Origin of the sequence: Mesorhizobium sp. LCM 4576, assembly GCF_001854815.1 — a bacterium.
GTDB lineage: Bacteria > Pseudomonadota > Alphaproteobacteria > Rhizobiales > Rhizobiaceae > Mesorhizobium > Mesorhizobium plurifarium.
The window spans coordinates 307,812-334,732 of record NZ_MDDT01000057.1 but is presented as its reverse complement, the minus strand read 5'-3'; the positions used below and the strand labels follow the sequence as shown (position 1 = coordinate 334,732).

Here is a 26,921-nt window from a genome sequence, read left to right as displayed (position 1 = left end):
CCGCGGCCGCAAACACGGTAGACTTCAGCAGTGATTTCTTGGTCACGATTTTCCTCCCAATGGAACTGTTGCGGACGCCGGCCACCCGGCGTCTCATGCGCATCCACCTTTTTCTCCCAGCGTGGACACACCTCAAAAAACACCAGTCCAGAACGGCTGTCAATAATTAAATCACTCTTATTTATTATTGACACTCTTGCGCTGTTCACTCATTCTGAACGAAAAGCATCGCGGGGAAACAGACGGGAGGAACGGGGTGGAGACCGGCATTGCGAGGCACGGTTCGCCCGAGGCTTTGGAGAGCCGGCTRCATCGCGGCACCAACCAGAGCGGCATGCGCGACCACAATGAGCGGCTCGTGCTGTCACTGGTGCGCCAGCATGGCAGCCTGGCCAAATCCGACATCGCGCGCATGACCGGCCTGTCGGCCCAGACGGTGTCGGTGATCATGCGCGAGCTCGAGGAAGACAAGCTGCTCGTGCGCCAGGCGCCRCTGCGCGGCAAGATCGGCCAGCCCTCGATCCCGATGGCGCTCAACCCGGAAGGAGCCTTCTTCATCGGCCTCAAGATCGGCCGGCGCTCGGCCGAGCTCGTGCTGATYGACTTCCTCGGCAATGTGCGCGCCATGCTGCAGCATTCCTATCGCTATCCCGCGCCGCGCGAGACCGTCGAGTTCGTCACCGCCGGCATCAAGGCGATGCGAAGCGAGCTTACGCCGGCCCAGGACAAGCGCATTGCCGGGCTCGGCATCGCCATGCCGTTCGAGCTATGGAACTGGGCCGATACGGCCGGCGCGCCGCGCGAGATCATGGACGAATGGCGCCATCGCGACATCCGCGCCGATATCCAGGCGCAGTGCGAGTTCCCCGTCTATCTGCAGAACGACGCGACGTCGGCCTGCGGCGCGGAACTCGTCTTCGGGCGGGCGGGCGGAGCGCGCGATTTCGTCTATTTCTACATCGGCGCCTTTGCTGGCGGCGGCATCGTGCTCAATGGCCGCCTCTACAGCGGGCCGAAAGGCAACGCCGGCGCGCTGGGCTCGATGCCGGTGCCGGGCCCGGACGGCAAGCCGACGCAGCTCATCGACGTCGCCTCGATCGCGATGCTGGAACGGGCGCTCTCCGCCAAAGGCATCGACGGCTCCCGCCTGTGGACCTCGCCGCAGGAATGGGGTGAGATCGGCGCCGATCTCGACGCGTGGATCGCCAGCGCCTCGCGGGCGCTCGCCTATGCCATTGTCGCGGCCTCGTCGGTCATCGATTTCGAGGCAGCGGTGATCGACGGCTGGATGCCGCTCGATGTGCGGCGCCGGCTGGTCGATGCCGTCACGGAAGCGGTCGCCACCATCGACGCCGAAGGGCTGAATCTGCCCGTCGTTCGCGAGGGGACGGTCGGCATCCACGCGCGCGCCATGGGCGGCGCCAGCCTACCGCTTTCGGAGCGTTTCCTGATCGGACCGAACACGTCCGGGGGTGCCTGACATGCTGATCGGCATCCCGTCGCTGCTCGGCCCCCAGTTCCTGGCGACGCTCAGGGCGATGGGCCATGGCGACGAGATCGCGATCGTCGACGGCAATTATCCMGCCGAGGAACAGGCGCGGCGATTGATCCGCGCGGACGGCCACCAGGTCATCCCGGTCCTCGACGCCGTGCTCAGCGTGCTGCCGGTGGACGAGGCGGTGCCGGAGGCGCTGTTCCGCGCTTCGGTGAAAGGCGACCCGGYGCTGGCCGACCCGGTGCATCGCGAGATGGAGGCGGTTTGCGCCAGGCGCGCGCCGGGCCACAAGGTGGTTGCGCTCGCCGGGCCCGACTTCTATGCACGCGTCAAGGCCGCGCACGCGATCGTGGCGACCAGCGAACCCAGGCTCTTTGCCAACATTATCATCCGCAAAGGCGTGATCCATCCGCCGGAGACCAAGACGACATGATCCTTTGCTGTGGCGAAGCCCTGATCGACATGCTGCCGCGCACGACCACGGAAGGCGAAGCGGCCTTCGCGCCCTATGTCGGCGGCGCGGTGTTCAACTCCGCGGTCGCGCTCGGCCGGCTCGGCGCTCCGGCCGGCTTCTTCTCCGGCCTCTCCTCCGACCTGTTCGGGGGCCAGCTCCGCGAGGCGCTCGGAGCCAGCAAGGTGAGCTCCACCTATGCGCACACGTCGCCAAAACCCACGACGCTCGCCTTCGTGYGGCTCACCAACGGCCAGGCGACCTACACCTTCTACGACGAGAACACCGCCGGACGCATGCTGACCATCGAGGACCTGCCGAAGCTCGGCGCCGAGATCGAGGCGATGCTGTTCGGCGCGATCAGCCTGATCTCCGAGCCGGCTGGATCCGCTTATGAGGAATTCATGCGGCGCGARCACGAAGCCCGTGTGATGATGCTCGATCCCAACATCCGGCCGAATTTCATCCCGGACAAGGCGAAGCATCTCAGACGCATCCGCGAGATGATGGCGATGGCCGACATCGTCAAACTCTCGGACGAGGACCTCAAATGGTTCGACGAGGCCGGCTCGCACGAGGACGTGGTGCGCAACTGGCTGGATCGCGGGCCGAAATTTATCGTCGTCACCCATGGCGGCGAAGGCGCCGTCGGCTACAGCAAGACGCACAAGGTCACGGTGATGCCGCGGAAGGTGAAAGTGGTCGACACGGTCGGCGCCGGCRACACCTTCAACGCCGGCATCCTGGCCTCGCTGCATGAGCAGGGCCTGCTGACCAAGGCAGCGATCGGCAGCCTTTCGGAAGAAGCAATCCGCAAGGCGCTGGAACTTGGCGCCAAGGCAGCAGCGGTGACGGTGTCGYGGGCCGGCGCCAACCCGCCCTGGCGGCATGAAATCGCCTGAGCGGTTGACCGGATCGGCCGAATGGCCTCTCCAGGCGATCACTTTATGTTTCCAAAATAGGGAACGACGCGATAAAAGGCGTTGAAAATGCTCGTTTTAGCCCGGTTTTCCGGCGTCTTCGGGCAATGCGCCGGCAAAAGGCGGTAACAGGCTGCGACACTTGCACGATTGGCCTTGCCCCCGGCCGGCTTTCTCACCCCGACCAAGTCTGATACCAGCGGGCCGGTTTATTGGCATTTTGAGGCCGACATGCAGTTCATCGATCTTGGCGCGCAGCGCGAACGAATCCGCGACCGGCTGAAGGCCGCGATCGACAAGGTGGTCGAAGACGGCCGCTACATCCTCGGCCCTCAGGTCACCGAATTCGAGAACAAGCTCGCGGCCTATGTCGGTGTCAAGCATGTGGTCGCCTGCGCCAACGGCACCGACGCGCTGCTCCTGCCGCTGTTTGCCGCCGGCATCGGCCCGGGGGATGCGGTGTTCGTACCGAGCTTCACCTTCGCAGCCACCGCCGAGGTGGTGGCGCTGGCCAAGGCCGAACCGGTCTTCGTCGACGTCGACCGCGATACCTACAACATCGACATCGCCAGCCTCGAGGCGGCGATCGGCATGATCAAGAAGGAAGGAAGGCTGAAGCCGAAGGCGATCATCCCGGTCGACCTGTTCGGACTTGCCGCCGACTATGAGGCGATCATGGCGGTCRCAAAGCGCGAGAACCTCCTTGTGATCGAAGACGCCGCGCAGTCGATGGGCGGTTCAGCCGACGCCAAGATGTGCGGCGCATTCKGCCATGTCGGCTCGACCAGCTTTTATCCGGCCAAGCCCCTCGGTTGCTACGGCGACGGCGGCGCGATGTTCACCAATGACGGCGCGCTGGCCGACAAGCTCCGGTCCTTCGCCTTCCACGGCAAGGGCGAGACGCAATATGACAATGTCCGCGTCGGCATCAATTCGCGCCTTGACACGCTGCAGGCGGCGATCCTGATCGAGAAGCTCGCCATCCTCGAAGAGGAGATGGTGGCCAGGCAGGTGGTGGCGGACCGCTATGCCAAGGGCCTCGGYGACATCGTCAAGGCGTCGCGCAATCTTGGCCATGGCCGCTCAGCCTGGGCCCAGTACGCGATCGAGACGCCGAAGCGCGACGGGCTGAAGGCCCATCTCGGCGAAAAGGGCATCCCGTCGGTCATCTATTACGTGAAGCCGCTGCACGAGCAGGTCGCCTATCGCGACTATCCGCGCACGCCAACAGGTCTTGCCGTCTCGGAAGAACTGCCGAAGCAGATCCTCTGCCTGCCTATGCACGCCTATCTCAGCGAAGCCGACCAGGACCGCGTCATCGAGACGATCCGCAATTACATCGGGTCGAACTCGGCGCATGTCGCGGCGGCCTGAAAGGTCCGCGCGAAGCTCCCCTCTCTGCCCTGCCGGRCATCTCCCCCTCAAGGGGGGAGATCAAATGTCACGCGGGCTTTCGCCAACCTTCAACGTTGAAAGAATTCGCTGAGCGCTGAAGCTGCCAATCTCCCCCCTTTGAGGGGGAGATGTCCGGCAGGACAGAGAGGGGGGCCTCGCGCCAGCGTCTACATTTGGCGACGCTGCGATTACGCGCCCTTCCCCGTCGCAATGAAATGCGGGTTGGCGAAATCCGTGTCGCCCGCCTGGTTGCGCTTGCCGTAGACGAGCGGCTGGCCGTCCAGCGTGCGCGTCATGCCGCCGGCGGCGCGCAGCACCGCGTCGCCCGCGGCCGTGTCCCATTCCATGGTGCGGCCGAAGCGCGGATAGACGTCGGCTTCCGCGGCGGCGAGCAGGCAGAATTTCAGCGATGAGCCGACCGAGACGATCTCAGCCGCGCCGAGATCGCGGATGAATTCCTCGGTTTCAGGCGTGTTGTGCGAGCGGCTGGCGACGACAGCGAGCGGCGTGCCGCCTTCGCGCACATTGATCGGCCGGCGTTCGGTGATGCGATAATCGGCATCGACCTCCAGCGCCTCGGCCTTGCCCGGCCGTCCGCTGAAGAAGCGCCCGGTGCACGGTGCGAACACGACGCCGACTTCCGGCACGCCGTGACGGACCAGCGCGATGTTGACGGTGAAGTCCGTGCGGCGGTTGACGAATTCCTTGGTGCCGTCGAGCGGATCGATCAGGAAGAAGGCGCCGTCGAGGTCGGGCGTCGCGACGCCTGCCGCAACCTCCTCCTCGGCCACACATGGGATATCCGGATAGGCGGCGCGCAGGCCGGCCAGGATGATCTTCTCGCTTTCGCGATCGGCTTCCGTGACCGGTGAAGAGTCCGCCTTGCTGTCGACGGCGCCGCCTTCGTGGAAGACGCGCATCACCTCGCACCCCGCTTCCAGCGCCAGGCGCTCGAAGACGCCCAGCATCGCCTCGTCGTCAGATGCCGCCGCCATTGTCATACTGCTCCTCGGCAATGTCGCGCTCGGTCAGCCAGTGTTCCAAGGCTTCCGCCATTTCCTGCGGGCTCCTGCCGAGGGTCTTGAGATGGATTTCCGGATTCTGTGGCGCCTCATAGGGAGAATCGACGCCGGTGAAATTCTTGATCTCGCCGCTCAGCGCGCGCGCGTAAAGGCCTTTCGGATCGCGGCGGGCGCATTCCTCGAACGGCGTGTCGACGAAGACCTCGACGAATTCGCCCTCGGCCATCAGCTCGCGCGCCATGCGCCGTTCGGCGCTGAAGGGCGAGATAAAGGAGACGATGACGATCAGTCCGGCATCGGCCATCAGCTTGGCCACTTCGGCGACGCGGCGGATGTTCTCCACGCGGTCGGCGTCGGTGAAGCCGAGATCGCGGTTGAGGCCGTGGCGGACATTGTCGCCGTCGAGGATATAAGTGTGGCGCCCGGAGGCGAACAGCTTCTTCTCGAACAGGTTGGCGATGGTCGACTTGCCGGAGCCGGAGAGCCCCGTGAACCAGAACACCGCAGGGCGCTGGTTCTTCAGATCGGAGCGGCCGCGCTTGCCGACATCGAGCGACTGCCAGTGGATGTTTTCGGCACGGCGCAGCGAATGCAGGATCATGCCGGCGCCGACGGTGGCGYTGGTGMTGCGATCGATCAGGATGAAAGCGCYGGTCGTGCGGTTCTCGGCGAAGGGATCGAAAGCAATCGGAGCTCGCGTCGAAAGGTTGCAGACGCCGACCTCGTTGATGTCGAGCGACTTCGCCGCCTCATGCGCGAAATCGTTGACGTTGACGCGGTATTTGAGCTCGGTGACGGTGGCGCTCACCTGATCGGTTTCGGTGCGCAGGATGTAGGAGCGGCCGGGCAGCAGCGCCTGCTCGTCGAACCAGACGATGTTGGCGGCGAACTGGTCGGCGACCTGCGGTCGCGCCGCCGGTGACACCAGCAGATTGCCGCGCGACACCTCGACCTCGTCCTCGAGGACGAGCGTGATCGCCTGGCCGGCCACCGCCTGCTCGAGATCGCCCCCCTGCGCGACGATGCGCTTCACGCGGGAGGCCTTGCCCGACTTGGCGACGAYGATCTCGTCGCCTTGAGAGACACTGCCCGAAGCGACGGTGCCGGCAAAGCCGCGGAAATCGAGGTTCGGCCGGTTCACATATTGGACCGGGAAGCGGAACGGCAGCTCGACGGCGGCCTCGTCGACCGACACGGTTTCCAGATGCTCGATCAAGGATGGGCCGGAATACCAGGGCGTGCGGTCCGAGCGGCTGGTGACATTGTCGCCGAAACGCGCGGACATCGGGATCGGCGCAACGCTGACGAAGCCCAGTTCCTGCGCGAACTCGTCATAGTCCGCGACGATCCGGTCGAACACGGTCCTGTCGAAGCCGACGAGGTCGATCTTGTTGACCGCAAGCACGATGTGGCGGATGCCGAGCAGCGAGGCGATGATCGAATGACGCCTGGTCTGGCGCAGCACGCCCTGGCGCGCGTCGATGAGCACGATGGCGAGATCGGCGGTCGAGGCTCCGGTCGCCATGTTGCGCGTGTACTGCTCATGGCCGGGCGTGTCGGCGACGATGAATTTGCGCTTGGGCGTGGCGAAGAAGCGATAGGCGACGTCGATGGTGATGCCTTGCTCGCGCTCCGCCTCCAGCCCGTCAACCAGGAGCGCGAAGTCGATGTCGTCGCCGGTGGTGCCGTGCTTGCGCGAATCCTTCTCGAGCGCTGCAAGCTGGTCCTCGAAGATCTGCTTGGTGTCGGAGAGCAGCCGGCCGATGAGCGTCGACTTGCCGTCGTCGACCGAGCCGCAGGTGAGGAAGCGCAACAGCGACTTCTTTTCCTGCGCGGCCATGTAGTCGCGGATCGAATCGGTCGGGGCGAGGCTTTTGGCCATGATGTGGCGCATTATCAGAAATAACCCTCGCGCTTCTTCTTTTCCATCGAGCCTGCCTCGTCGCGGTCAATGAGGCGGCCCTGGCGCTCGGAGGTGCGGGCAGTCAGCATCTCGCCGACGATCGCCTCCAGCGTGTCGGCTTCCGATTCGATCGCGCCGGTCAGCGGATAGCAGCCCAGCGTGCGGAAGCGCACGAGGCGGTTCTCGACCGCCTCGCCCGGACGCAGTTGCATGCGCTCGTCGTCCTTGAGGATAAGCATGCCGTCGCGCTCTACCACCGGCCGCTCCTTGGCGAAATAGAGCGGCACGATCGGAATGTTTTCCTGCAGTATGTACTGCCAGATGTCGAGCTCCGTCCAGTTGGACAGCGGAAAGACCCGGATCGACTCGCCCGGCGCGATGCGAGTGTTGAAGATCTTCCACATTTCCGGCCGCTGGTTCTTCGGGTCCCAGGCATGCTGGGCGTTGCGGAAGGAAAAGATGCGCTCCTTGGCGCGTGACTTCTCCTCGTCGCGGCGGGCGCCGCCGAAAGCCGCGTCGAAGCCGTATTTGTCGAGCGCCTGGCGCAGCGCCACGGTCTTCATCACATGGGTGTGGGTGTTGGAGCCGTGGTCGAAGGGATTGATGCCCTCGCGCACGCCATCCTCATTGACATGGACCAAAAGGTCGAAGCCGAGCTTCTGCGCCATCTGATCGCGAAAAGCGATCATCTCGCGGAACTTCCAGGTGGTGTCGACATGCAGGAAGGGAAAAGGCGGCTTGGCAGGATAAAAAGCCTTCATCGCCAGATGCATCAGCACGGAAGAATCCTTGCCGACCGAATAGAGCATCACCGGCTTGGAGAAAGACGCCGCGACCTCGCGGAAGATATGGATGGATTCGGCCTCGAGCCGCTGCAGATGCGTGAGCGCGATATTCATGGAGCGTCGAGCGTTCTCTYGTGCCGTCGAGCGGAAATCTTGCATTGCAGGCGCAATCCTGTGCCGCCCGGGCGCAAAATTCACTTCGGACAAACTGTTTCGTGCGGGCGTTCTAACAGATCGGCGCCGCCGATAACAATGCAAGACCCGCGCGGCGCGAGGCCATTATGGAACGAATTTTCCAAGCATGGTCGGCAAAGCGAAAAATCCTGCCAGAGCCATCGAAACGCGGAAGCGGGGAAAGGCCGTGGCCTTCGGAGAATTCCGGGCTCCCGATCTTCGCCGGATCGAGGGTTTTCTGTCGGAACCTTGTCGACCGCACTATCGCGGGGCGGCGCCAGCCGCTATACGGGCTCGGGGAACGGGCAAGGCGCGGCAAACGGAGATCGGCGAGGCGGCCTTTGGCTGGCTCGATGGAGATCCGGGCGCAACCTGGAAATTGCGAAGCGAAGCATTTGAATCCGTTTACAAAGCTCCGGCGCCACCTCACGCCCGCCCAGATCAATTTCTATTTCTCGATCGTCTGCTTTTTTTCGCCGCCGGTGCTTGGATCGCTAGTCAGCATCACCTTCAATGCTGGCGGCGTGTGGTCCGTGCTGCTGCTCGCTATAAAGCGGCGGCGCTTCAACATCGACGGGCCGATGCTCGCCTTGACCGCGGCGATCTACGCCTATTGCGCGGCCATGGTTCTCGCTTCGATCGTCAACGGCACGCTGGCCGCCGATTTGCGGTTTTTCCTGCCGCTGATCACCTTCGTGCTTTTCCCCGTCTCCTATTCGACCTGGAGCATTACGGAGAAGGCCGCGCTGGYACGCATCGCCATCCTGGCAAGCGCCGCGGCTTGCTTTGGCGCGCTGGCGATAGCCGTGTTCCAGTATCACTGGCTCGGCGTGAGGGCCGAGGGCGGCGCCGGAAACCCGATCGTCTTCGCAACCGTTACCTGCYTTGCCAYCATGACATGYCTCGCCGGCGCGCTGTCGGGCATCGAGAGACGCTGGAAGCTGCTGGTCCTGGCGGCGATCGCCGGAGCCCTGGCGATCGTCTATTCAGGATCGCGCATGATCTGGGTGGCCGTGCCGATTGCCGGCATCGTCGTGCTTCTCGTCAACCGCCGCCGGTTCACCGGCGCCAGCATGGCGCGCTTCGCGGCGATCGGCGTCGTGGTCGCCCTGGTGATCGCCGCCATCGGCTCTCGCGTCGTGCTGGATCGAACCGACTTCCTGGTCAGCGACTGGGATGCGTTGAACGCCAATGGCGATCATTCGACGGCGCTCGGCCTGCGCGTGGCGATGTGGGAAATCGGCTTTGACGCGGTTCGCGAGATGCCGATTTTCGGCCATGGCATCACGGCCAGCCGCGCGCTGATGAAGCAGGGCTTTCATGACCGGTTCGGTCTAAGCGCGGGCTTCAGCCATTTTCACAACGGCTTCCTGACCGCAGCGGTCGAGGCCGGCCTGCTGGGGGCGCTGGCTCTGGCGTCGATCTTCGTCGTTGCCGCATGGAACGCGGCCAAGGCACTGCGCCTCCGCGTCGATCCGGTGGAGCGGTTCGGCGCGACGATGATCCTTGTCGCGGTCATCACCTATCTCACCGGCGGAATGGCCGGCATTCTTGTCGGCCATGATATCCTCGACGCGACGCTGATGGTGTTCCTGATTGTGGGAACTTACCTTGCGTCCGGGCGCACGATTGCCCCGACCGGGGAGAGCGCGCCCGCCATGGCGCCGGGCGCCAGCCCGCAACCATGAAGGTCCTGGTCACCGGCGCGACAGGCCTCGTCGGACGCCGGGTCGTCAGCCGGTTGCGCGAAGTCGGATTCGACATACGGATCGCTTCGCGCCTGCCGCAACGGCTGGCAGGCGCGGACGATGCGGTCGCGCTGCCCGGCGCCGATGCGCCGCGGGAAGCCTTCCTGGCGCTGATGCGCGACGTGACGCATGTCGTCCATTGCGCGGCTCTCAACAATGACCGCGGCGCCGGTGCGGCCGACTTCCGGACGGTCAATGCGACGCTGACCGGACGGCTCGCCCAGGCAGCCGCAACGCGCACCGACGGGCGCTTCATCCATCTCTCCTCGATTCGCGCCGTGGTGGGCGCAGGTTTCAGCGGCACCATCGACGAGGCCACGCCCCCTGCCCCGCAATGCGCCTATGGGCGCTCCAAGCGCGAAGGCGAGATCGCAATGCTGGAGGCTTTTGCAACGGCCGGGCGCGACGGCGCGACGGCGCTGCGGCTGCCGCCGGTCTATGGCGAAGGCATGAAGGGAAACCTGCGCGGGCTGATGCGGTTCGCGGCCACCGGCCTGCCGTTGCCGACAGCCGCTCTGACGGCGGTTCGTTCGCTCATCTCGCATGACGCCGTCGCCGGGGCCGTGACGCATCTTCTGACCCGTCCCGCACCGCCTCGCCCGACCTATGTGCTCGGCGACGCTTCGCCGGTTGCGATGTCCGAAATCATCACCGCGTTCCGGCGCGGATACGGCCGGCCCGCCCGGCTTCTGCCCATGCCGRCCTGGCCGTTCCGGATGCTGGCCACGCTCGCCGGCAGACAGGCCGCCTGGCAGGCTCTGATGGCGACGCAGGTCTGCGATTCGTCGTTGCTCGCCTCGGAAGGCTGGGAACGGGAGGCCGACACGCTCGGCCGGCTTGAGGAACTGGCACGACAGGGAAGCGGCCCGTCGCATCCGTGAACGGTCAAACGCGCTAAGCAGATATTCGTGGGATATCCCACGAACATCTGCCTAGATTCCCTGGTTTCTCGCAGGTTTTGATCGCAAAGCCGCGGGACACTTTTGCGGAACCTGCTTAGGCGCGGAAGAATGTGCCCAGCAATATCTTGAGGTCCAGGCCGATCGAAGCGGCCTTGATGTAGACCGCATCGGTCTCCGCGCACAGTCGTGGATCGGACATGTMGATCCCCTTGATCTGCGCCAGCCCCGTGATRCCCGGAAGGGCTGCAAGCACGCCCAACTCCTTGCGCCGTTCGATCAGTTCCGTCTGCGTYGGCAGGCATGGACGAGGGCCCACAAGGCTCATCTCGCCCTTGATCACGTTCCAGAGCTGCGGCAATTCGTCGATCTTGGTTGCACGCAAAACCTTGCCGACCGCGGTGACCGAACCGGCCGGCGCCTCGTGCGTGGGCAAGGACGGCGTTGCGCGATACATGGTGCGTAATTTGCGGCAGRCAAAGAGGGCTCCTCCCCGGCCGACGCGGATCTGCGAGAAGATGGCCGGACCGGCCGACGTTGCCCGGATTGCCAGCATCGCGACAAGCAGGACGGGCGACRTCAGCGCCAGCATCGGAACAGCGACCGCAAGGTCGAGTGCGCGCTTCGCCGTCATGGCTCAGATCCGGCGCCAGAGGAAGGCGACGTAGAGCCCGAGCGTGCCCATGAATGTCTGCCGGTAGACRCCGCTCTTGCCGAGCAGGCTGAAGCGCCTGAAGACATTGCCCTTGCGCGCCCTGATGAACAGGCGAAGGCAAAGCGCTGCATCGCGCGCGATGAGGTCGCGGTTGACGGCGAGGCCGCGCAGATTGCTGTCCGTCCAGGTGGCGAACTGACCCTTGAACAGACGTCCCAGCCTTGAAAACCTCGCCCGCCACGAGACATTGGCGCCGACGAGGTTTGCCGGGTGCTGGCGGTATCTGACCAGCGGCCGTGGCTCGTAGCGGACCTTGCCGCCGGCGGCGGTGACGATGAGATAGGCCCACCAGTCATGGCTGACGAATTCGGTCCTGGCCGACGCTTTCGCCAGAAGGTCGCGCGCCGCGCGGTTGAAGAGCATGGTGTTGCCGCCGGCGATGCTTTGCACCAGCGCATTGCGGAAGGACGGCGGGCGACGGAACAGCGGCGAGTGGCCGACTGGGGCGCCGGCCTGAGAGATGGTCGCCGTGCGCGAGCAGAACAGGAGCGGCGTTTCCACGTCCTCGCCCTCCATCCAGCGGATGGCGCTCTCCAGCCGGTCCGCTTCCCAGACATCGTCCTGATCGCAGAAGGCGTAGCAGTCGGCATCGATGCGCGGGTCGATGATCATTGAGCGGAAATTGGCGGCGAAGCCCCTTCCCGGACCCTGCAAAAGCGTAAKGGATCCCTTGTTCCAGCGGGACCGCCACGTCTCGACGATTGCGGTCGTGGCGTCCGACGAGCCGTCGTCGGAGACCCAGAGATCGACGCGCGGCCAGGACTGCGAAGCCAAGGATTCCAATTGTTCGCCGATATAGGCCGCGCCATCCTTCGTGCCCATGAGAACGGCCACGCGCTGATCTTTTCTGGTCACGGCTGTGGAATCACTTGCCCGCAGGGTGTTTGAACAGGTTTCAATAGCCAATTGCGGGCATGCGGCACAGGTGTAAAGCGCATAGTGCGCTTTAAGCTCTTGATTTTATGCATGTCTTTATCCCGAAACCGGTTTCCACTATCGGGAGACATGCTTAGCCGACCTGCCCGGCCRCTTTCGGCGCCGCCTCTTCACGCAGGCCGCCAATGCCTTCTTCCGCTTTGTAGAGCCCGGCCAGGATGGCAAGCGCCGCGGCCTTGTCCCGGTCGTGCATGGCGGCCACCAGCGCCGGCAGGGCCACCTCGATCCTGGGCCATTCGACGACGCCTGTCCTGAGGCCGAAGATCTTGGCGATGTCGAGCTTGACCACCTCCTCGTTCTCGGCGTGTAGCGTCTCGTGCAGCTTCTCGCCGGGCCTGATGYCGGTGAAGCGGATCGGGATGTCGGTGTAGGGGCTTTTGCCGGCCATGCGGATCATGGTTTCGGCGACTTCGAKGATCGGCACGGGCTTGCCCATGTCGAGCATGTAGATGGCGTAGTCATCCGCGCCCTGGCGCTGCTCGGCATCGGCGGCCRACATGATGACGAGGTCGACGGCTTCGGCCACGGTCATGAAATAGCGGGTCATGCGCCGATCGGTGATGGTGACCGGACCGCCGGCTTYGATCTGGGCCTGGAAGATGGTCGCCACCGAGCCGTTGGAGCCGAAGACATTGCCGAAGCGTACGGCGATGAATTTCGTGCCCGAACGACGCAAATCGGGGGCGCCGGCGTGGCCGTTCGCCGCGCCGGCGCGCGGCGGCGACGCCGCCTGGGCCTCATGCAGCGAGGAGACGATCTGTTCGGCCGCCCGCTTGGTGACGCCCAGCACCGAGGTCGGGTCGACGGCCTTGTCGCTGGAAATCAGCAGGAACTGCGGCACCCCGCATTCGGCGGCGATCTCGGCGCAGGCAAGCGTGCCGAAGACATTCGTCTCGATCGCCRCTTCCCAGTTCTCCTCGAGCAGCGGCACGTGCTTCAGCGCCGCGGCATGAAAGATGATCGCGGGTTTGAACTCGGTGACGAGGCGCGTCATGTGAGGCCGGTCGGTGACGTCGACGATGCGGCTGGTCAGCCGCTCGCGGTCGCCGTCATTGGTCTGCTGATCGAGCTGGAAGATGCCGAACTCGGAATTGTCGGCCACCAGCACCGCCTCGGCGCCCAGTTCCAGCGCGCGCTTGACCAGCACGCGGCCGATCGAGCCGGCGCCGCCCGTGACCATCACGCGCTTGCCGCCGACGAAGGCGCCGATGCGCGCGGTGTCGGTGGCGACCGCCGAACGGCGCATGATGGTTTCCATCTCGACGGCGTCGAGAACCAGCTTGCCACCCTGCCCCAGTTCCGACAGGCCGGAAAACTGGACGACGCCGATGCCGCTGTGGCGGGCAACGCGCACCAGCTCGGCATAATCCTCGATCTCGCGCTCGACCCCCTGACCGAAGATCAGGAGGTCGAGGTTTTGCGTGCCCTTGACATAGTCTTCCAGCACCTCGACCAGGCGCGGCCTGATCGCCACGACCGGAACGCCCTGGATCTGCGTGCCGAGCGGCGCGTCRCTCTCGGTGGCCATGATGCCGGCGATGGCGTATTCGGCGGGCTGGGCCGTGCGGGTGAAGCGCACGATCACGTCCGCCTCGCTCAACCGGCCGATGAACAGCGCCTGCTTGGTCGAGGCATCGCCGACGGCGCGGCGCAGGATGCGCCAGCTCGCGCCGTCGCGCAGGAAGCGATAATAGAGCCTGGGCGCCGAGATGATGGTGAAGGAGACCAGGAAGAAGACGATGAACTGGCGCTCGTTGAGGCCCATGACAGGCTGAAAGAAGAAGCGGAAGCCAAGCGCGGCCAGATAGAGCACCACCGTCAGGCTGCCGCAGCCCTTCAAGATGTTGAAGAAATCGGGCGTGGAGGCAAAGCRCCAAACGGTGTTGTAGAGGCCGCTGAAGCGAAACAGCAAATGGGCGATGAGCACGATGAGCGCCCAGCAGGCCAGCCCGCCGGAGGAGAACGCGTCGAACGACAGCCGCGACTGCGAAAGGGTGAGACTAAGAGCCACCGCGACCAGGACCATGACGAGATCCTGGACCATGATGATGGCGCGCCGCATCCTCGGTCGAAGTTCCGATACGGCTTCTACATAGGCGGTCATTGGGTAGCACTGAACTCCAGGCGTGGAGACATGCAGACCAGAACCGCGCCGGACCGATCATCGTCCGCCAGCACTCTAGATTGCAAATCCCCAACCCCGTCACCCGGCTACCGCATTAGCGCGGAGCGGGCGGGAGAGCCAGCGGTTTTTTTCCTGCGGCGAATTCATCTGCTCGCTTCTATGGGTTGCCCTCCGGGTTGTGTTAATGCGACTTGCGATTTTGAAATTGGGATGTGAGAATCGTGACCATCCCACAAACGGGAAAAATCAGATGATCATCGACCGAGTTCTATCTCGTCCTGCACAATTGTTCGAGAATATCGATCAGCGCAAAGGAATAGGACTTGAGATCGGGGCACTTGGGAATCCCGCTGCCTTGCGGTCCGTTGGCGAGATCTATTACGCGGACTACTGYTCAACAGCGCAGCTACGAGAAAACCATCGAAACAACCCCACCGTTTCAGTTGACAGCTTCGTTGATGTGGACTTTGTCACTGGCGGCGGCCCCCTCCGCCGGGTCATTCCTGACGGCCTGCGGTTCGACTACGTGATCGCATCCCATGTGCTCGAACATGTACCAGACATCATTTCCTGGCTTCAGGACGTTGGGAGCGTTATGAAGGTGGGTGGTATTCTTTCGGTCATAGTACCCAATAAGCACTGTACATTTGATGTCAGGCGATCCCTGTCAGAACGGAAGGATTTCTTTGCCGCATATATCGAAAAGAGGGAGAAGCCCGCTCCTATTCAGGTCTTTGACAGCTTCCTTTGGCACGACCGCGATGGCCGTTTGGTTCACACCTTAGACTACACGATCCAGATGGCGACGAAGGCAATGACCGAGTATGTCGATTGCCACTGCTGGGTATTCGATCCAGACTCGCYCCACGGCGAGATCGAGGCCCTCTGCCGCGATGGTTTTATTCCGTTCAAGCTCGAGGTCGTCACTCGAACACCGCCGGGTGAGATAGACATGTTTGYAAGGCTGGTGAGGATCTAGCGCCGRCTTGAGCTTCCTCGTGACCAGAGGTGCCGAAGACACTCTCGGTCGTATTCCAAGAAACGCATGCGGCATGCGGAAGATTGCATCGGCGGTGCGCCGGACAATTCTGTCTTTACGCAAATGATGAGCCCAGACATTGCGCCGCTACCTCGGCGAGTTCGCTAGGATGTGAAGCCGAAAGGAAAGATACTCACCACCGCCGCGACAACCATGATCTTATCCGGCGATGGGCAGAGCTAGGTGGGTTACCAACTTTCTCTCCTCAATCCATAAACTCATAACTAAACTCAATCCCTAGATCCACAATTCCGGTTGCTTCCAGATCGACGACTGGAGCAATCCGAAATGCTATTCCATCTAGAATACGATGAACAAAATTGCTACCTCTCGCTGACCTCCCCATGACCCCCGCATTTAAGAAATACACATCAGGCAACAGAGATGCCTCAAACTCTAAGGATACACCGATCCGCGACCCCTTTTTTACTTTTTTCATCACGGGTGGCCCACTGGTACCTTTGCCAATTCCTGCAATACCAAGGCCTGTTTTTGTATTTATCAACATTCCGAATCCAACGTTATAAATGTCCTCGGTGAAATTAACGGTATATTTATAAACATATCGCCGACCAAAGCTAAGAACATTAACAATATCTCCATTTGAATTGACAATTTTTAGCTGATCAATTTTTGCTCCTTGACTCTCATACTCAACTTTTGAAGGTGACTTAAGATTAGGATCAAACCAGCTTTCATCATTTGAATTCTTCGTTACATTTATTATCTTACTATACTCGTGTAAATTATCTAAACTATTTCGAGTCGCCTCGCCCGATCTCACTTCGTCAACACTAGTCATCTGTTTTATTTTTTCTCTGACATCCCGCGCCTCATCCCCAACTAGGTTCACCAAACGCTGATATTGGCTAACCACTTTCTTCGGCTGCCCTTCGAGTATCTTCTCACCGCCATCGATCAGCATCGCTCGCGTGCACAATTGTACGATGGTCTGAGCACTATGGCTGACGAAAAGGATGGTGCCGCCCTTATCCTTGATGTCTTCAATGCGGGCAAAGCATTTGCGCTGGAATGCCTCGTCGCCGACAGCCAGGGCCTCATCCACCACTAAAATGTCTGGATCGACATTAATGGCGACAGCGAAGGCTAGGCGCACATACATGCCCGACGAATAGGTCTTCACCGGCTGGTCGATGAAGGGACCAATGTCGGCAAAGCGGGCAATGTCGTCAAAGCGCCACTCCATTTCCTTGCGTGGCAAACCTAGGATTGAAGCGTTGAGGAAAACGTTCTCGCGGCCGGTGAACTCAGGATTGAAGCCAGCGCCGAGTTCCAGCAGCGCAGCAATGCGCCCGTTGACCTCGACCGAGCCGCCGCTCGGCTGCAGCGTGCCGCAGATGATTTGCAGCAACGTCGACTTGCCCGAGCCATTGCGTCCTATGATGCCGACCGTTTCGCCCCGCCCGATCTCGAACGAAACGCCGGACAGGGCGGCGAAATCGCGGAAATAGCGGCGCGGCGGTCGGCCGACCAGCCGCCCCAGCCGCGGTAACACCATCTGTTTGAAACGATCCTCCGGTCGCTCGAACATGACATAATGTTTCGACACGTCGCGTACGCGAATGACTGCGTCCGAATTGCGATCGTCGATATCAAATGAATTAGAGGACATCTGCGAAGCCTCTGCGGGTCTTCTGGAAAAACTGGTAGCCGAGAACTGCCACTACGATCGCCACGACCGAGTAATAGGCAAGCGACGTCCAATCTGGTTGCACACCGAAAATGACGACATCGCGGAAGCTCTCGACCGGGATCGCGAGCGGGTTGAGAGAAAGCCACGGCTGTAACCAGAATGGCAACGACGTTCTTTGGAAGAACACTGGCGACAAGAATAAAGTCGCCGTTACCAACGGTGCCACGATCTGGCCCATGTCGCGAAAATAGACGCCGATCGATGCCAACATCCAGGCGATGCCAACTGCTATAACTATCAGCGGCGCGAAAACCATTGGTGCCAGGACTACAGTAAGCGGAATACCTCCAAAAACGATGTAAGCGAAGGTGAGCAGCACTAACAAGCTGACTGCCGCGTGAAAGAGCGCCGCTCCCGCCAAAACCACAGGCAAAACCTGGATTGGAAAAACGATCTTCTTGACGTAATTAACATTACCTACGATCAACCCTGGCGCCAAGGATATCACCTCGGCGAAAAACTGGAAAACAATCAACCCGCAAAACAGGATGATAGCAAACTCGCCCGTTGAATGCGTAGCATTCTGCTGATCGGGGGTTGTCCACCGGGCTTTCATCACAACACCGAAGACGAACGTATAGACAGCCAGCATGAACAGAGGATTCAGCAGCGACCACAACAAGCCGAACACCGAACCGCGATAGCGACCGGCAATCTCGCGGCGGATTAGAGATAATATCAATTCCATGCTTTTCTTCGCTTTTCCTTCCAATAGAAACACCTAGGAAATTTTTCACCTAAAGAAAAAAATTATTTACTATGTATTAAATCGCTTATTTACAATACCGGCACATCGTTCTCGAGCGACGAATGTTCTTGAATATCTCTCCCGCCAAGAATGACGCTCGAGGCAGTGAAGCCMTGGCTGCGCACGACCGGGCAAAAGACCCTCTCTAAAGCATGAGCAAGCGTGCCATCTTGCTGACCGCTTTCCTCTTCGAAAGTCAGGCTCGCTTCGGGAATATCCTTCAACGGCTTCAACGATCGCGGGGCGAACCAGAACATCGAACCCGCGAAGAAGCCCAGTTGTAGAGGTTCATCGAAGCTGGATGCCGTCATCTCATTCAGCAACCGTCGCATCGTTTCGCGATTGGCGCCCCAGAAACGATCATTAGTAAGGTAGTACCGGTGCGGGCCGACAATGCCAACCTGACCTGACTTTATGAGAGCGATGGATCTCAAGGCCGTCAGGGAGTCGCCCGCGACCGATTGATATAATCGATCTCTCCAGAAGGGGCCGCTAGCGCTGTAGGTGCTTTTCTTGGAATGGATCTTTAACACGACATCATATCGGTCCAGCATACCGGTGCGATAGATCGAAACGAACGGACCAATATCGCGACCGCGATTCTCTGAGCAGTAGATTGACACGCTTCGAGCCAACTTGGAAAAAGCTGAAAATATTTCAGTAGTATCGCCTTCAAAAGGCGTCGTAACATGAAGATCAAACGGCAAAACGATATTCTGCAACACGAGATAGATATCGGGAATCATTTCCACGTAATACAGATGCAACACTACCGCGACACCAACCTCTCCGACGTTCGCTTGGCGCCAGCGTGCAAGTTTGAACGACGGGATAGGCCTACTATTTGGCTTGAAGGCGGAAAGGCTGTCAGTTCCCCGAGCATAGCTCAGGCGGCTACGGTCAACCATCTCCTGAATTTTTCCAAGGCGATCTGGCTCGCAAAGTTCGTCGACAAAGGACAAATCAACCTGATGAGGATTATCTCTCAGGACCTCAAACTTAATATAACCCAGTCGGCGCGCGACAAGCTCCGCCAAGTGGTGTACCGGATTGAATTTTTGTGAGAAAGAGTTGTCCTTGGGAATGACCGCCGGAACAGCCAAGTGTTGTTCTTTGCCATCCTGCGTCCAGTAATCGTTGACGCTACCGAATCGAACAATTTCTGACCGAAGCAAGGTCGTCACTTTGGCGTTATTGTGCTTCAGACCAACGGACAAACCAAGCTCAAATCTGGCAATTGTATCAAATTTCGAATTAGTTGGCTCTATACTCCCAAGAAATGCGCGGAACCAGGCTTGCCCCAAGATGCTCGGCCCCAAAAGCATCAGATATGATTGAATGTGCCAAGAGAACTGCAGCGACTCAGTCGCACCAACGACATCGTAGCTCCCGATCAGCTTCAACATTCCGTCTAAGGTACTACGGAAAGTATCGAGCGATAGGATCGCAAAGCTGGAATTTACCAGTAAGGCGCTTCCAACCTGCCAATTTTCCAGCGCGAACGTCAGTCCGACACGATAGCTGTAAAAATCGTATCCGAAATTTRGACGAGTTATTACCGTGAGATTAGGGAAATCTTTCGTCAATTCGGGTTCGATCTTGCTAGTCGTAACCAGAACCGTGTGATCGAATGCTGCTGAAAGGCAAACCAACAAATCTAGAAAATTGGCCTCTACAGAATCGGTCGGGTCAAAATGAGCTACGATGGCCACTCTATCCATGGTAACTGCGCGCCTTCTCATRCCAACGCCGGTAGACATATCTGGCGGCGGAATGCAACATGGGCCACCTACGCAGGACGGTCGACGTTCTTACCGCCACTTGGCTGGGAGGGACGATGGTTGCGAGCGTCTCTTTCGGCAGGGGCGAGTTAGAAACCTCCTGATCCGCCGTTTGCGAAGCGATCTCGTCGAATAGACGCGACCGAGCCTCATCAATCCCGACTGGCCCGCTGTCTTCGTCAAAGAATTTCCCGCGAAGCGTCTCCTCCAGATAGGAAAGACCCCATCGCTGGTCGGGTTCTAGGTAGCACCCCTCGCCCCACTCATTCCAAGCGTTTATGAAGATTAAGCGATTGTCTGGATCAGGATGGTCTTGCCTGGCTTGAAAGCGCAAGAAACGAAGCCACTCGCCATAARGCTTCGGAGTCGAATTAATGACTATGGTTGGATTGTTTTGTCGGCGAGCCRTATTGTCCCAGCCTGGAATAATTCCTCTGAACATAGCGAAGGGTGGCCTCGGGCGATTGGCGCTTTGGGCGATCATCTTGCGATAGTCAACTATACCACCCGAGAAATTCGGATTCATGATCGAAGGAAATTCAGTGGGATGATTCTGGGGCCCATTGAACTTATGAGGCGGGAATTCGACTAGGGAGTCAGCTTCAACGTCTTCAGGTGTAGATATATCGTAAAAATCCACCACGCTGATATGGATGCCAGGAAATCCATTAGCGACAACGCGGTCTCGCCATATCGAAAACCAACGCTTAGGGTCGGGTATGTCCTTCGCTCGATAAACTACTAAAAGYGGAGCCCCGTTGATCTTGATGTACCTGTGGTCGCGGAAATAAGCGATCATTCCATCGATGAATGCTTCGGCGTCCCCTTCAGYGTATTTCTGCTGAAGCAAGACGTTTTTTGTATCGCCGTCCCAGGCTCGCGTCCAATTTTCGTTAGCCCAACACAGACAGAACTTGAAATCTATGTCGCTCTCTATAAAGAGATCAACGGGCTTCTCTAGTATTCTTCTGCCGCTAAACCAATAATGATAGAAACAAAACCCATGCAGTCCGTACAGTTTTGCTATTTCTATCTGCTCACGCATAACACCAGGATGAGTAAGGTCATAGTATCCGAGATCGCGGGGTATCTTTGGTTGGCTATGGCCRGCAAAATTTGGAGTTGCGCGAGCCACATTCGTCCATTCAGTGAAGCCGGGTCCCCACCATTCAGAATTCTCGTTTACTCGATGGAATTGAGGGAGGTAAAATGCAATAAGTTTGGATTCGTCACTAACTACACTTACTGCATCTTGCTTTTCTGGCTCTTTGGAAAAAGCCTGATAGGACGGTGAATTAACATCGGCTTCCGGTACAAACCTCGACGGCTCGCTAGATTGGATTTCGAGCGCTCGCCTTTCCGCCCGAAGGGCCTGTATTTGGTGACCTTGCTCATCAATGAGGCTTTGTGCCTTTAGAAGTTCCTGCGATATATTTTTTGCCTCTCCCTTCAAGCGCTGCAGTTCAATGTGTTCATTCATCAACTCTTCCGCTTGAGCTTGAGCCTCCAAAATCTTTTGCTCGCACTCCGACGTAAGCCTATTAACCTCTGCACCACGCAGTTCAGCCAATTGCTCTTGTGCAACCCTATCTTGATTCAGCAATCTAAGACGCGCATCAATCTCGGGAAAGAACGCTTCCCCGAAAATTGGTGACGTGGCGTCGAATTCGGCCTTGATGCGATCAAGATTTTCGAGCGCATCTGCGTCAGCATCGTCGGATCTCAGTGCCGTTAAAGCCGCATAGGCWTCTTTAACCCAGTCAACAATCCGCGGATCGGCTTGAAGCAAGTCCGCACTTGCGGCAAAATGTCGATGGTCCGCCGAAAAATGGTCGGCGAGTAGCGTCTTCCACTCCGTTGCGGGGCGTGGCCAGTCAATGCCAAGGGAACTAGTAATTCCTTGGATGCCCGAGCGCCAATCGTCGAGCATATTCTCATAAGACAGGAAGATACGGGGCTTGCCACGCGTTGCACGCTCTGCGTCCAATTCATGTCGAAGCCAAAGAAGGGAACTAAAGCCCGCCGTGAAGCCGTCCCGGTTCGCCAATGAAGCGATCACCGCAAGCGGATTGYGCGAAACAAGTGTGTAGCGAACACCGATACGCATTCGTCCCAGAATATCCGCGTAGAGCGGCACGAAGCGYGAAATACGCGGCTCCTTCAGGACAAAGAGCGACGCGCCATCATATTCCTCGTCGATTATTTTGGCGATCTCAGCCTTGTAGAATTGCAGGCGCACGGTTCCAAGGTCTTTGGGATCAAATGCACGCCAGTCATCCCAACGGCTGCCGCCCTCGGCAAGCATCTGGTCATTCAGCTCGATGAGACGCTGYGGCTCCCAATGCCCCGTCGGATTCGACGGATTGGCCCCCAGCAAATTCTTCGGCAACTCCGCGCCAAGCAGGCTGATGGCCCTCGTCAGCGCGCTCGTCCCCGAGCGGTGCATGCCTAGCACCATGATGCAGGTGCGCTTCGCGGGCTTGGTCTTTGCCGACTTGGCCTTGGCGCCTTTCTTCGGTGYCGCTTGATCGGCCGGCTGCGCGCTCGCATCGCGCAGTTGCTCCGGTGATGGATTTTCGTTCATGCACTCAATGCCTGTTTCGTCTCGCTGCCCCCCAGCCGCCGAACCACGCTTTCCGTCGCCTCCMGCCAATGCGGCGCCTGCCACCCGAACACGCCCGCGAACTTCGCGGTCGACAGCCGCGAATTTTGCGGGCGCCTGGYCTTGGTCGGATAGTCGCTCGTCGCGATATCGCGCACTTTGGCGTGCGGGCCACCAAACGCCTTGCTTGTGTCGAGGATGTGACGGGCAAAGCCGCTCCAGTTGGTCTYGCCCTCGCCCGCCAGGTGATAGACGCCGAAGGCGGCGAAATTCCTGTCGGCTCCCAGCCTCGCCGCCGCATGCAGGATCGCGTCGGCGATGTCGAGCGCCGATGTCGGATTGCCCCATTGGTCGGCGACGACCGCGATCTCGTCGCGGTCGCCGGCCAGCCTCAGCATCGTCTTGACGAAGTTCTTGCCGAAGGGGCTGTAGACCCAGGCCGTGCGCAGGATGAGGTGGCGCGGGTTTGCCGCCGCCACGGCCGCTTCGCCGGCGAGCTTGGAGGCGCCGTAGACGCCGAGCGGCGCGGTCGGGTCGGTCTCGACATAGGCGCCGTCCCTGGTGCCGTCGAAGACATAGTCGGTCGACAGGTGGATGACGGGAACGCCGAGCCTCGCCGCGGCTTCGGCCACCTTGCCGGCGCCGGTCGCGTTCACCGCGAAGGCCAGGTCCTTCTCATCCTCGGCCTGGTCGACGGCGGTGTAGGCGGCGGCGGAAACGACGATGTCGGGCCTTGCCGCCTCGAGCGCCGCGAACACCGTGCCGGGCCGCGCAAGGTCGAGCGCCGGCCGGCCGACGGCGACGACTTCGACATCGTCGCGACCCCGCGCGGCCTCGACCAGGCTTGCGGCGACCTGGCCCTCGCGTCCGGTGACGGCAAGCCTCACGTGGCCACCTTCCTRCTCTCGGCCGCGTTCCCGGCCGGGCTGCTTTCGATCTTTGCGCTTTCGACCGGGGCGTTCTCGACCGGGCGCTTCTCCGCCGCGGTCCGGCCCAGCCGCTCGCCGGCGTAGCGCTGCTCGCGGATCGGCCCCCACCACCATTTGTTGTCGAGATACCAGTCGACGGTCCTGGCCAGGCCGCTGTCGAAATTCTCCTTGGGCGCCCAGCCGAGGTCGCGCGCGATCTTGGAGGCGTCGATCGCATAGCGGCGGTCGTGGCCGGGGCGATCGGTGACGAAGGCGATCAGCTCGCGATAGCGCTTGCCGCCGGCGCGCGGGCGCCTGAGGTCGAGAAGATCGCAGATCGCCTCGACGACGCCGAGATTGGTGCGTTCGGAATTGCCGCCGACATTGTAGCTCTCGCCCGGCCGCCCCTTGGTGGCCACCAGCTCGAGGGCGCGCGCGTGATCCTCGACGAACAGCCAGTCGCGCACATTGGCGCCGGCGCCGTAGACCGGCAGCGGCTTCTCGTCGAGCGCGTTGAGGATGACCAGCGGGATCAGCTTTTCGGGGAAATGGTACGGCCCGTAATTGTTCGAGCAGTTGGACAGCACCACCGGCAGGCCATAGGTCTCGTGCCAGGCGCGCACCAGATGGTCGGAGGCCGCTTTCGAGGCCGAATAGGGCGAGGACGGCGCATAGGGCGTCTCCTCCACGAACATGCCGCCGTCGAAAGGCAGGTCGCCGAACACCTCGTCGGTCGAGACATGATGGAAGCGGAAGCCAGCTTTGCGCTCCTCGGACAGGCCGCGCYAGTATTCCAGCGCCGCATTCAGGATGCGGTAGRTGCCGACGATGTTGGTCTCGATGAAGGCGCCGGGCCCGTCGATCGAGCGGTCGACATGGCTCTCGGCGGCGAGGTTCATGACGATGTCGATGTCGTCGCGGCGCAAGATCTCCAGCACCGTGCGCTCGTCRCAGATGTCGGCCTGCTCGAAACGGTAATTATGCGCGTTCTCGATCGGCCGCAGCGATGCGAGGTTGCCGGCATAGGTGAGCTTGTCGAGATTGGTGACGCGGTAGGCCGGATTGGCGCACAGATGCCGGCACACGGCCGAGCCGATGAAGCCGGCGCCGCCGGTGACCAGGAAATTCATGCCGCCGTCTCTCCTCACGCGAACACCTCCGCCTCGGCAAGCAATGGCGCGTTGCGGTCCTTGTCGGAAAGCTGGAAGCCGCCGGGAAGCGCCGGCCAACTTATGCCGATCRCCAGATCGTCGAAGCGGATCGACCGGTCGTGCCCGGGCGAGTAGGTGTCGGTCACCTTGTAGAGCACCTCGGTGTCCGGCACGAGCGTGACGAAGCCATGCGCGAAGCCTTTCGGCACCAGGATCTGGTTGCCCTTCTCAGCCGACACCTCCAGCGCCACCCATTTGCCGAAAGTAGGCGAAGAACGGCGGATGTCGACCGCGACATCGAAGACGCTGCCCCTGATGACGCGCAGCAGCTTGTCTTGAGCGCGCGGCGGCAGCTGGTAATGCAGGCCGCGCAGCACGCCGGCCGCGGCGGAATAGGAATGGTTGTCCTGCACGAAGGCGAGATCGATGCCGGCTTCGGCGAAGCGTTCGGCATTCCAGGTCTCGCTGAAGAAGCCGCGCGCGTCGCCATGCCGCTTCGGCACGATCTCCAGCACGCCGTCGAGGCCGAGCGGCCTGACCTCAAGCACCCTGTTCCTCCATCAGATCGGCGACCCGCCTGCGCAGATAAGCGGCATATTCGTTCTTGCCGAGGCGCGCGGCGCGTTCCAGAACCTTGTCGGCGCCGAGCCAGCCCTGCTCGAACGCTATCTCTTCCGGGCAAGCAACCTTTATGCCCTGGCGATGCTCGATCGTGCGCACGAAGGACGACGCCTCATGCAGGCTGTCATGGGTGCCGGTGTCGAGCCAGGCATAGCCGCGGCCGAGCTGATGCACATGCAGTTCCCCGCGATCGAGATAGACGTTGTTGACCGCGGTGATCTCGAGCTCGCCGCGCGCGGAAGGGCGGATCGTCGAGGCGATGTCGACGACATTGTTGTCGTAGAAATAGAGACCGGTGACGGCCCAGTTGGATTTCGGCTTCTGAGGCTTTTCCTCGATCGTCAGAGCCCTGCCGGTCGCCTTGTCGAACGAAACCACGCCGTAACGCTCCGGATCGTCGACGTGATAGGCGAACACCGAGGCGCCGCTGTCACGGCCAGCCGCGGCACGGCAGAGATGCGACAGACCCTCGCCGAAATAGATGTTGTCGCCGAGAATCATCGACACGTTGTCCTTGCCGATGAAGTCGCGGCCGATGATGAAGGCCTCGGCGAGGCCGTTGGGCTGCGGCTGCTCGRCATAGGACAATTCCAGCCCGAATTCGGAGCCGTCGCCCAGCAACGCCTGGAAAACCGGCAAGTCGCGCGGAGTTGAAATGACCAGGATCTGGYGAATCCCCGCGAGCATCAGCACGCTCAGCGGGTAATAGATCATCGGCTTGTCGTAGATCGGCAGTATCTGCTTAGAAACCGCTAATGTAAGTGGATAAAGGCGTGTTCCGCTCCCACCCGCAAGGATAATTCCTTTCAACAAGCTCTCCTTGAACTACCGCGGCCCCCGCCTCGACGCCAAGTTGCCCGTGCTTAGGTTTCGGGCGCTGGCTTGTCAATGTCGGCTTCGACTGCTTCCCGACGCTACTTCACCTCTTTCTACCATCCGGCGCCCGGTGGTTTCGAGCGAAATCCGACCGCGCCATGAAAAAGGGGCCGGCGGGCGCTGTCGCCCGCCGGCCCCTTTTTCCGTCGGTCTGGCTCAGCCGCGCTTGAGCAATGCCCACACCGCCGGCACGAGGCTGGCGGCCAAGGCCACCTTGATCAGGTCGCCGACGATGAAGGGCAGGACGCCGAACTGCCAGGATTTTTCCGGCCCGATGAGGATCGCCAGCCAGGCAAAGCCCATGGCCATCATGACGATTTCCGCCGTCAGCATGGCGCCGAACAGCTTGAAGGGATTGCGGTCCCAGCCGCGGTCCGCGGCCCAGCCGGCGATTGCCGCCATCGCCACGAAGCCRGCAAGATAGCCGCCGGTCGAGCCCAGCATATAGGCGATGCCGATGCCCTTTTCCGGCGTACCCTGGAAGACCGGCAGGCCAAAGGCGCCCTCGGCGAGGTAGAGAAGGAGCGTCGCGACGGCGAGCCGCAGACCGAATGCCGAGGCGATCAACAGCACGGCGAGCGTCTGCAGCGAGATGTCGACCGGGCCGAGCACCACTTTGGTCTTGGCTGAAAGCGTCAGCAGCAGGGTTCCGGCAAGCGCCAGGAAGAGCTGGGTCGCGAGCCGGGCAGCGCCCCGATCCGGCAGGGTGAGAGAAACAAGCGGGCGCATCGTGGTTGCAGTTGCCATGGTCTTCCCCATTCTGGCTGATTTGCTGGCTTTCAAAGCGCATCGCAGAACCGGATTCAGGCGACGCGCTTCAAAAATTCGTCTTGATGCATGTCGTTTGCCCAAAMCCGCTGCGCACTTTTGGGCGACATGCATTGATTTTCCTATATTGGCTTCCGTATCAGGC

Annotated in this window: 22 protein-coding genes; 7 read left to right on the top strand and 15 right to left on the bottom strand. The window is 60.9% G+C overall.

Going from position 1 to position 26,921, the window contains the following annotated elements; translation table 11 throughout:
- The first annotated feature begins 256 nt into the window (after positions 1 to 256).
- The 4 genes from LCM4576_RS27355 to LCM4576_RS27340 all read left to right on the top strand — a co-directional run bounded on the left by LCM4576_RS27355 (position 257) and on the right by LCM4576_RS27340 (position 4,240).
- On the top strand, positions 257 to 1,480 hold the full coding sequence (locus LCM4576_RS27355; protein ID WP_071035569.1) for an ROK family transcriptional regulator: 1,224 nt from the start codon (positions 257 to 259) through the stop codon (positions 1,478 to 1,480).
- Position 1,481: 1 nt separating this feature from the next.
- Positions 1,482 to 1,928, top strand: a complete 447-nt coding sequence (locus LCM4576_RS27350) for an RbsD/FucU family protein (RefSeq protein ID WP_071035568.1) — start codon at positions 1,482 to 1,484, stop codon at positions 1,926 to 1,928.
- A complete protein-coding gene (locus LCM4576_RS27345) occupies positions 1,925 to 2,848 on the top strand; it encodes a carbohydrate kinase (protein WP_071035567.1) in 924 nt (307 codons plus the stop codon). Before LCM4576_RS27350 ends, LCM4576_RS27345 begins: the two co-directional genes overlap by 4 nt.
- 249 nt (positions 2,849 to 3,097) lie before the next feature.
- Positions 3,098 to 4,240, top strand: coding sequence for a DegT/DnrJ/EryC1/StrS aminotransferase family protein (locus tag LCM4576_RS27340; RefSeq protein ID WP_071035566.1), 1,143 nt, complete (start codon positions 3,098 to 3,100; stop codon positions 4,238 to 4,240).
- A 209-nt stretch (positions 4,241 to 4,449) separates the two neighbouring features.
- Here the strand turns inward: LCM4576_RS27340 and cysQ are convergent, their stop codons facing one another.
- From cysQ to cysD, 3 genes are read right to left on the bottom strand one after another with little or no spacing between them, the layout of a single operon-like run.
- Positions 4,450 to 5,229 (bottom strand): 3'(2'),5'-bisphosphate nucleotidase CysQ, encoded by a 780-nt coding sequence (cysQ, locus tag LCM4576_RS27335; RefSeq protein ID WP_071035899.1) that lies wholly within the window; start codon positions 5,227 to 5,229, stop codon positions 4,450 to 4,452.
- Between the two features lie 10 nt (positions 5,230 to 5,239).
- Complete coding sequence (cysN, locus tag LCM4576_RS27330; protein WP_071035565.1) at positions 5,240 to 7,177, bottom strand: sulfate adenylyltransferase subunit CysN; 1,938 nt, start codon at positions 7,175 to 7,177, stop codon at positions 5,240 to 5,242.
- Positions 7,178 to 7,179: 2 nt separating this feature from the next.
- The gene (gene cysD, locus LCM4576_RS27325; protein ID WP_040991230.1) at positions 7,180 to 8,085 is read right to left on the bottom strand and encodes a sulfate adenylyltransferase subunit CysD; all 906 of its coding nucleotides are present in this window, start codon (positions 8,083 to 8,085) and stop codon (positions 7,180 to 7,182) included.
- A gap of 455 nt (positions 8,086 to 8,540) precedes the next feature.
- Here cysD and LCM4576_RS27320 point away from each other — a divergent pair, with 455 nt between their 5' ends.
- Together LCM4576_RS27320 and LCM4576_RS27315 are read left to right on the top strand one after the other, a co-directional pair.
- Positions 8,541 to 9,833, top strand: coding sequence for an O-antigen ligase (locus LCM4576_RS27320; RefSeq protein WP_071035898.1), 1,293 nt, complete (start codon positions 8,541 to 8,543; stop codon positions 9,831 to 9,833).
- Complete coding sequence (locus LCM4576_RS27315; protein ID WP_071035564.1) at positions 9,830 to 10,774, top strand: NAD-dependent epimerase/dehydratase family protein; 945 nt, start codon at positions 9,830 to 9,832, stop codon at positions 10,772 to 10,774. Before LCM4576_RS27320 ends, LCM4576_RS27315 begins: the two co-directional genes overlap by 4 nt.
- A gap of 115 nt (positions 10,775 to 10,889) precedes the next feature.
- Here the strand turns inward: LCM4576_RS27315 and LCM4576_RS27310 are convergent, their stop codons facing one another.
- From LCM4576_RS27310 to LCM4576_RS27300, 3 genes are all read right to left on the bottom strand, one after another.
- A complete protein-coding gene (locus LCM4576_RS27310; protein ID WP_071035563.1) occupies positions 10,890 to 11,426 on the bottom strand; it encodes a sugar transferase in 537 nt (178 codons plus the stop codon).
- Between the two features lie 3 nt (positions 11,427 to 11,429).
- A complete protein-coding gene (locus tag LCM4576_RS27305; RefSeq protein WP_244510935.1) occupies positions 11,430 to 12,341 on the bottom strand; it encodes a glycosyltransferase family 2 protein in 912 nt (303 codons plus the stop codon).
- A gap of 175 nt (positions 12,342 to 12,516) precedes the next feature.
- Positions 12,517 to 14,547 (bottom strand): UDP-N-acetylglucosamine 4,6-dehydratase, encoded by a 2,031-nt coding sequence (locus LCM4576_RS27300; protein WP_071035561.1) that lies wholly within the window; start codon positions 14,545 to 14,547, stop codon positions 12,517 to 12,519.
- A 271-nt stretch (positions 14,548 to 14,818) separates the two neighbouring features.
- On the opposite strand from LCM4576_RS27300, the gene LCM4576_RS27295 reads away from it, so the two are divergent.
- Positions 14,819 to 15,547, top strand: coding sequence for a class I SAM-dependent methyltransferase (locus tag LCM4576_RS27295; protein ID WP_071035560.1), 729 nt, complete (start codon positions 14,819 to 14,821; stop codon positions 15,545 to 15,547).
- A gap of 265 nt (positions 15,548 to 15,812) precedes the next feature.
- Here LCM4576_RS27295 and LCM4576_RS27290 read toward each other — a convergent pair whose 3' ends face one another.
- The 9 genes from LCM4576_RS27290 to LCM4576_RS27245 all read right to left on the bottom strand — a co-directional run bounded on the left by LCM4576_RS27290 (position 15,813) and on the right by LCM4576_RS27245 (position 26,755).
- Positions 15,813 to 17,240 (bottom strand): ABC transporter ATP-binding protein, encoded by a 1,428-nt coding sequence (locus tag LCM4576_RS27290; protein WP_071035559.1) that lies wholly within the window; start codon positions 17,238 to 17,240, stop codon positions 15,813 to 15,815.
- Positions 17,230 to 18,033 (bottom strand): ABC transporter permease, encoded by an 804-nt coding sequence (locus LCM4576_RS27285; RefSeq protein ID WP_244510934.1) that lies wholly within the window; start codon positions 18,031 to 18,033, stop codon positions 17,230 to 17,232. The genes LCM4576_RS27290 and LCM4576_RS27285 overlap by 11 nt, the downstream gene beginning before the upstream one ends.
- Positions 18,034 to 18,098: 65 nt before the next feature.
- Positions 18,099 to 19,781 carry a rhamnan synthesis F family protein gene (locus LCM4576_RS35295; RefSeq protein ID WP_157901240.1) on the bottom strand — a complete coding sequence of 561 codons (1,683 nt, stop codon included), beginning with the start codon at positions 19,779 to 19,781 and terminating at the stop codon, positions 18,099 to 18,101.
- Between the two features lies 1 nt (position 19,782).
- Positions 19,783 to 22,434 carry a glycoside hydrolase family 99-like domain-containing protein gene (locus LCM4576_RS36935; RefSeq protein WP_198540320.1) on the bottom strand — a complete coding sequence of 884 codons (2,652 nt, stop codon included), beginning with the start codon at positions 22,432 to 22,434 and terminating at the stop codon, positions 19,783 to 19,785.
- Positions 22,431 to 23,339, bottom strand: coding sequence for a dTDP-4-dehydrorhamnose reductase (rfbD, locus tag LCM4576_RS27265; protein WP_071035556.1), 909 nt, complete (start codon positions 23,337 to 23,339; stop codon positions 22,431 to 22,433). Before rfbD ends, LCM4576_RS36935 begins: the two co-directional genes overlap by 4 nt.
- Complete coding sequence (rfbB, locus tag LCM4576_RS27260; RefSeq protein ID WP_244510933.1) at positions 23,336 to 24,490, bottom strand: dTDP-glucose 4,6-dehydratase; 1,155 nt, start codon at positions 24,488 to 24,490, stop codon at positions 23,336 to 23,338. The genes rfbD and rfbB overlap by 4 nt, the downstream gene beginning before the upstream one ends.
- A gap of 14 nt (positions 24,491 to 24,504) precedes the next feature.
- Positions 24,505 to 25,059, bottom strand: a complete 555-nt coding sequence (rfbC, locus tag LCM4576_RS27255) for a dTDP-4-dehydrorhamnose 3,5-epimerase (protein ID WP_071035555.1) — start codon at positions 25,057 to 25,059, stop codon at positions 24,505 to 24,507.
- Positions 25,052 to 25,942, bottom strand: coding sequence for a glucose-1-phosphate thymidylyltransferase RfbA (gene rfbA, locus LCM4576_RS27250; protein WP_071035554.1), 891 nt, complete (start codon positions 25,940 to 25,942; stop codon positions 25,052 to 25,054). Before rfbA ends, rfbC begins: the two co-directional genes overlap by 8 nt.
- A gap of 222 nt (positions 25,943 to 26,164) precedes the next feature.
- On the bottom strand, positions 26,165 to 26,755 hold the full coding sequence (locus LCM4576_RS27245; RefSeq protein ID WP_071035895.1) for a biotin transporter BioY: 591 nt from the start codon (positions 26,753 to 26,755) through the stop codon (positions 26,165 to 26,167).
- Between the last annotated feature and the right edge of the window lie 166 nt (positions 26,756 to 26,921).

Excerpts from the sequence above, each read along its gene's own strand:
- cysQ (WP_071035899.1), bottom strand. The coding sequence starts at position 5,229 with ATGCTGGGCGTCTTCGAGCGCCTGGCGCTGGAAGCGGGGTGCGAGGTG.
- cysD (WP_040991230.1), bottom strand. The coding sequence starts at position 8,085 with ATGAATATCGCGCTCACGCATCTGCAGCGGCTCGAGGCCGAATCCATC.
- LCM4576_RS27290 (WP_071035559.1), bottom strand. The coding sequence starts at position 17,240 with ATGTCCTCTAATTCATTTGATATCGACGATCGCAATTCGGACGCAGTC.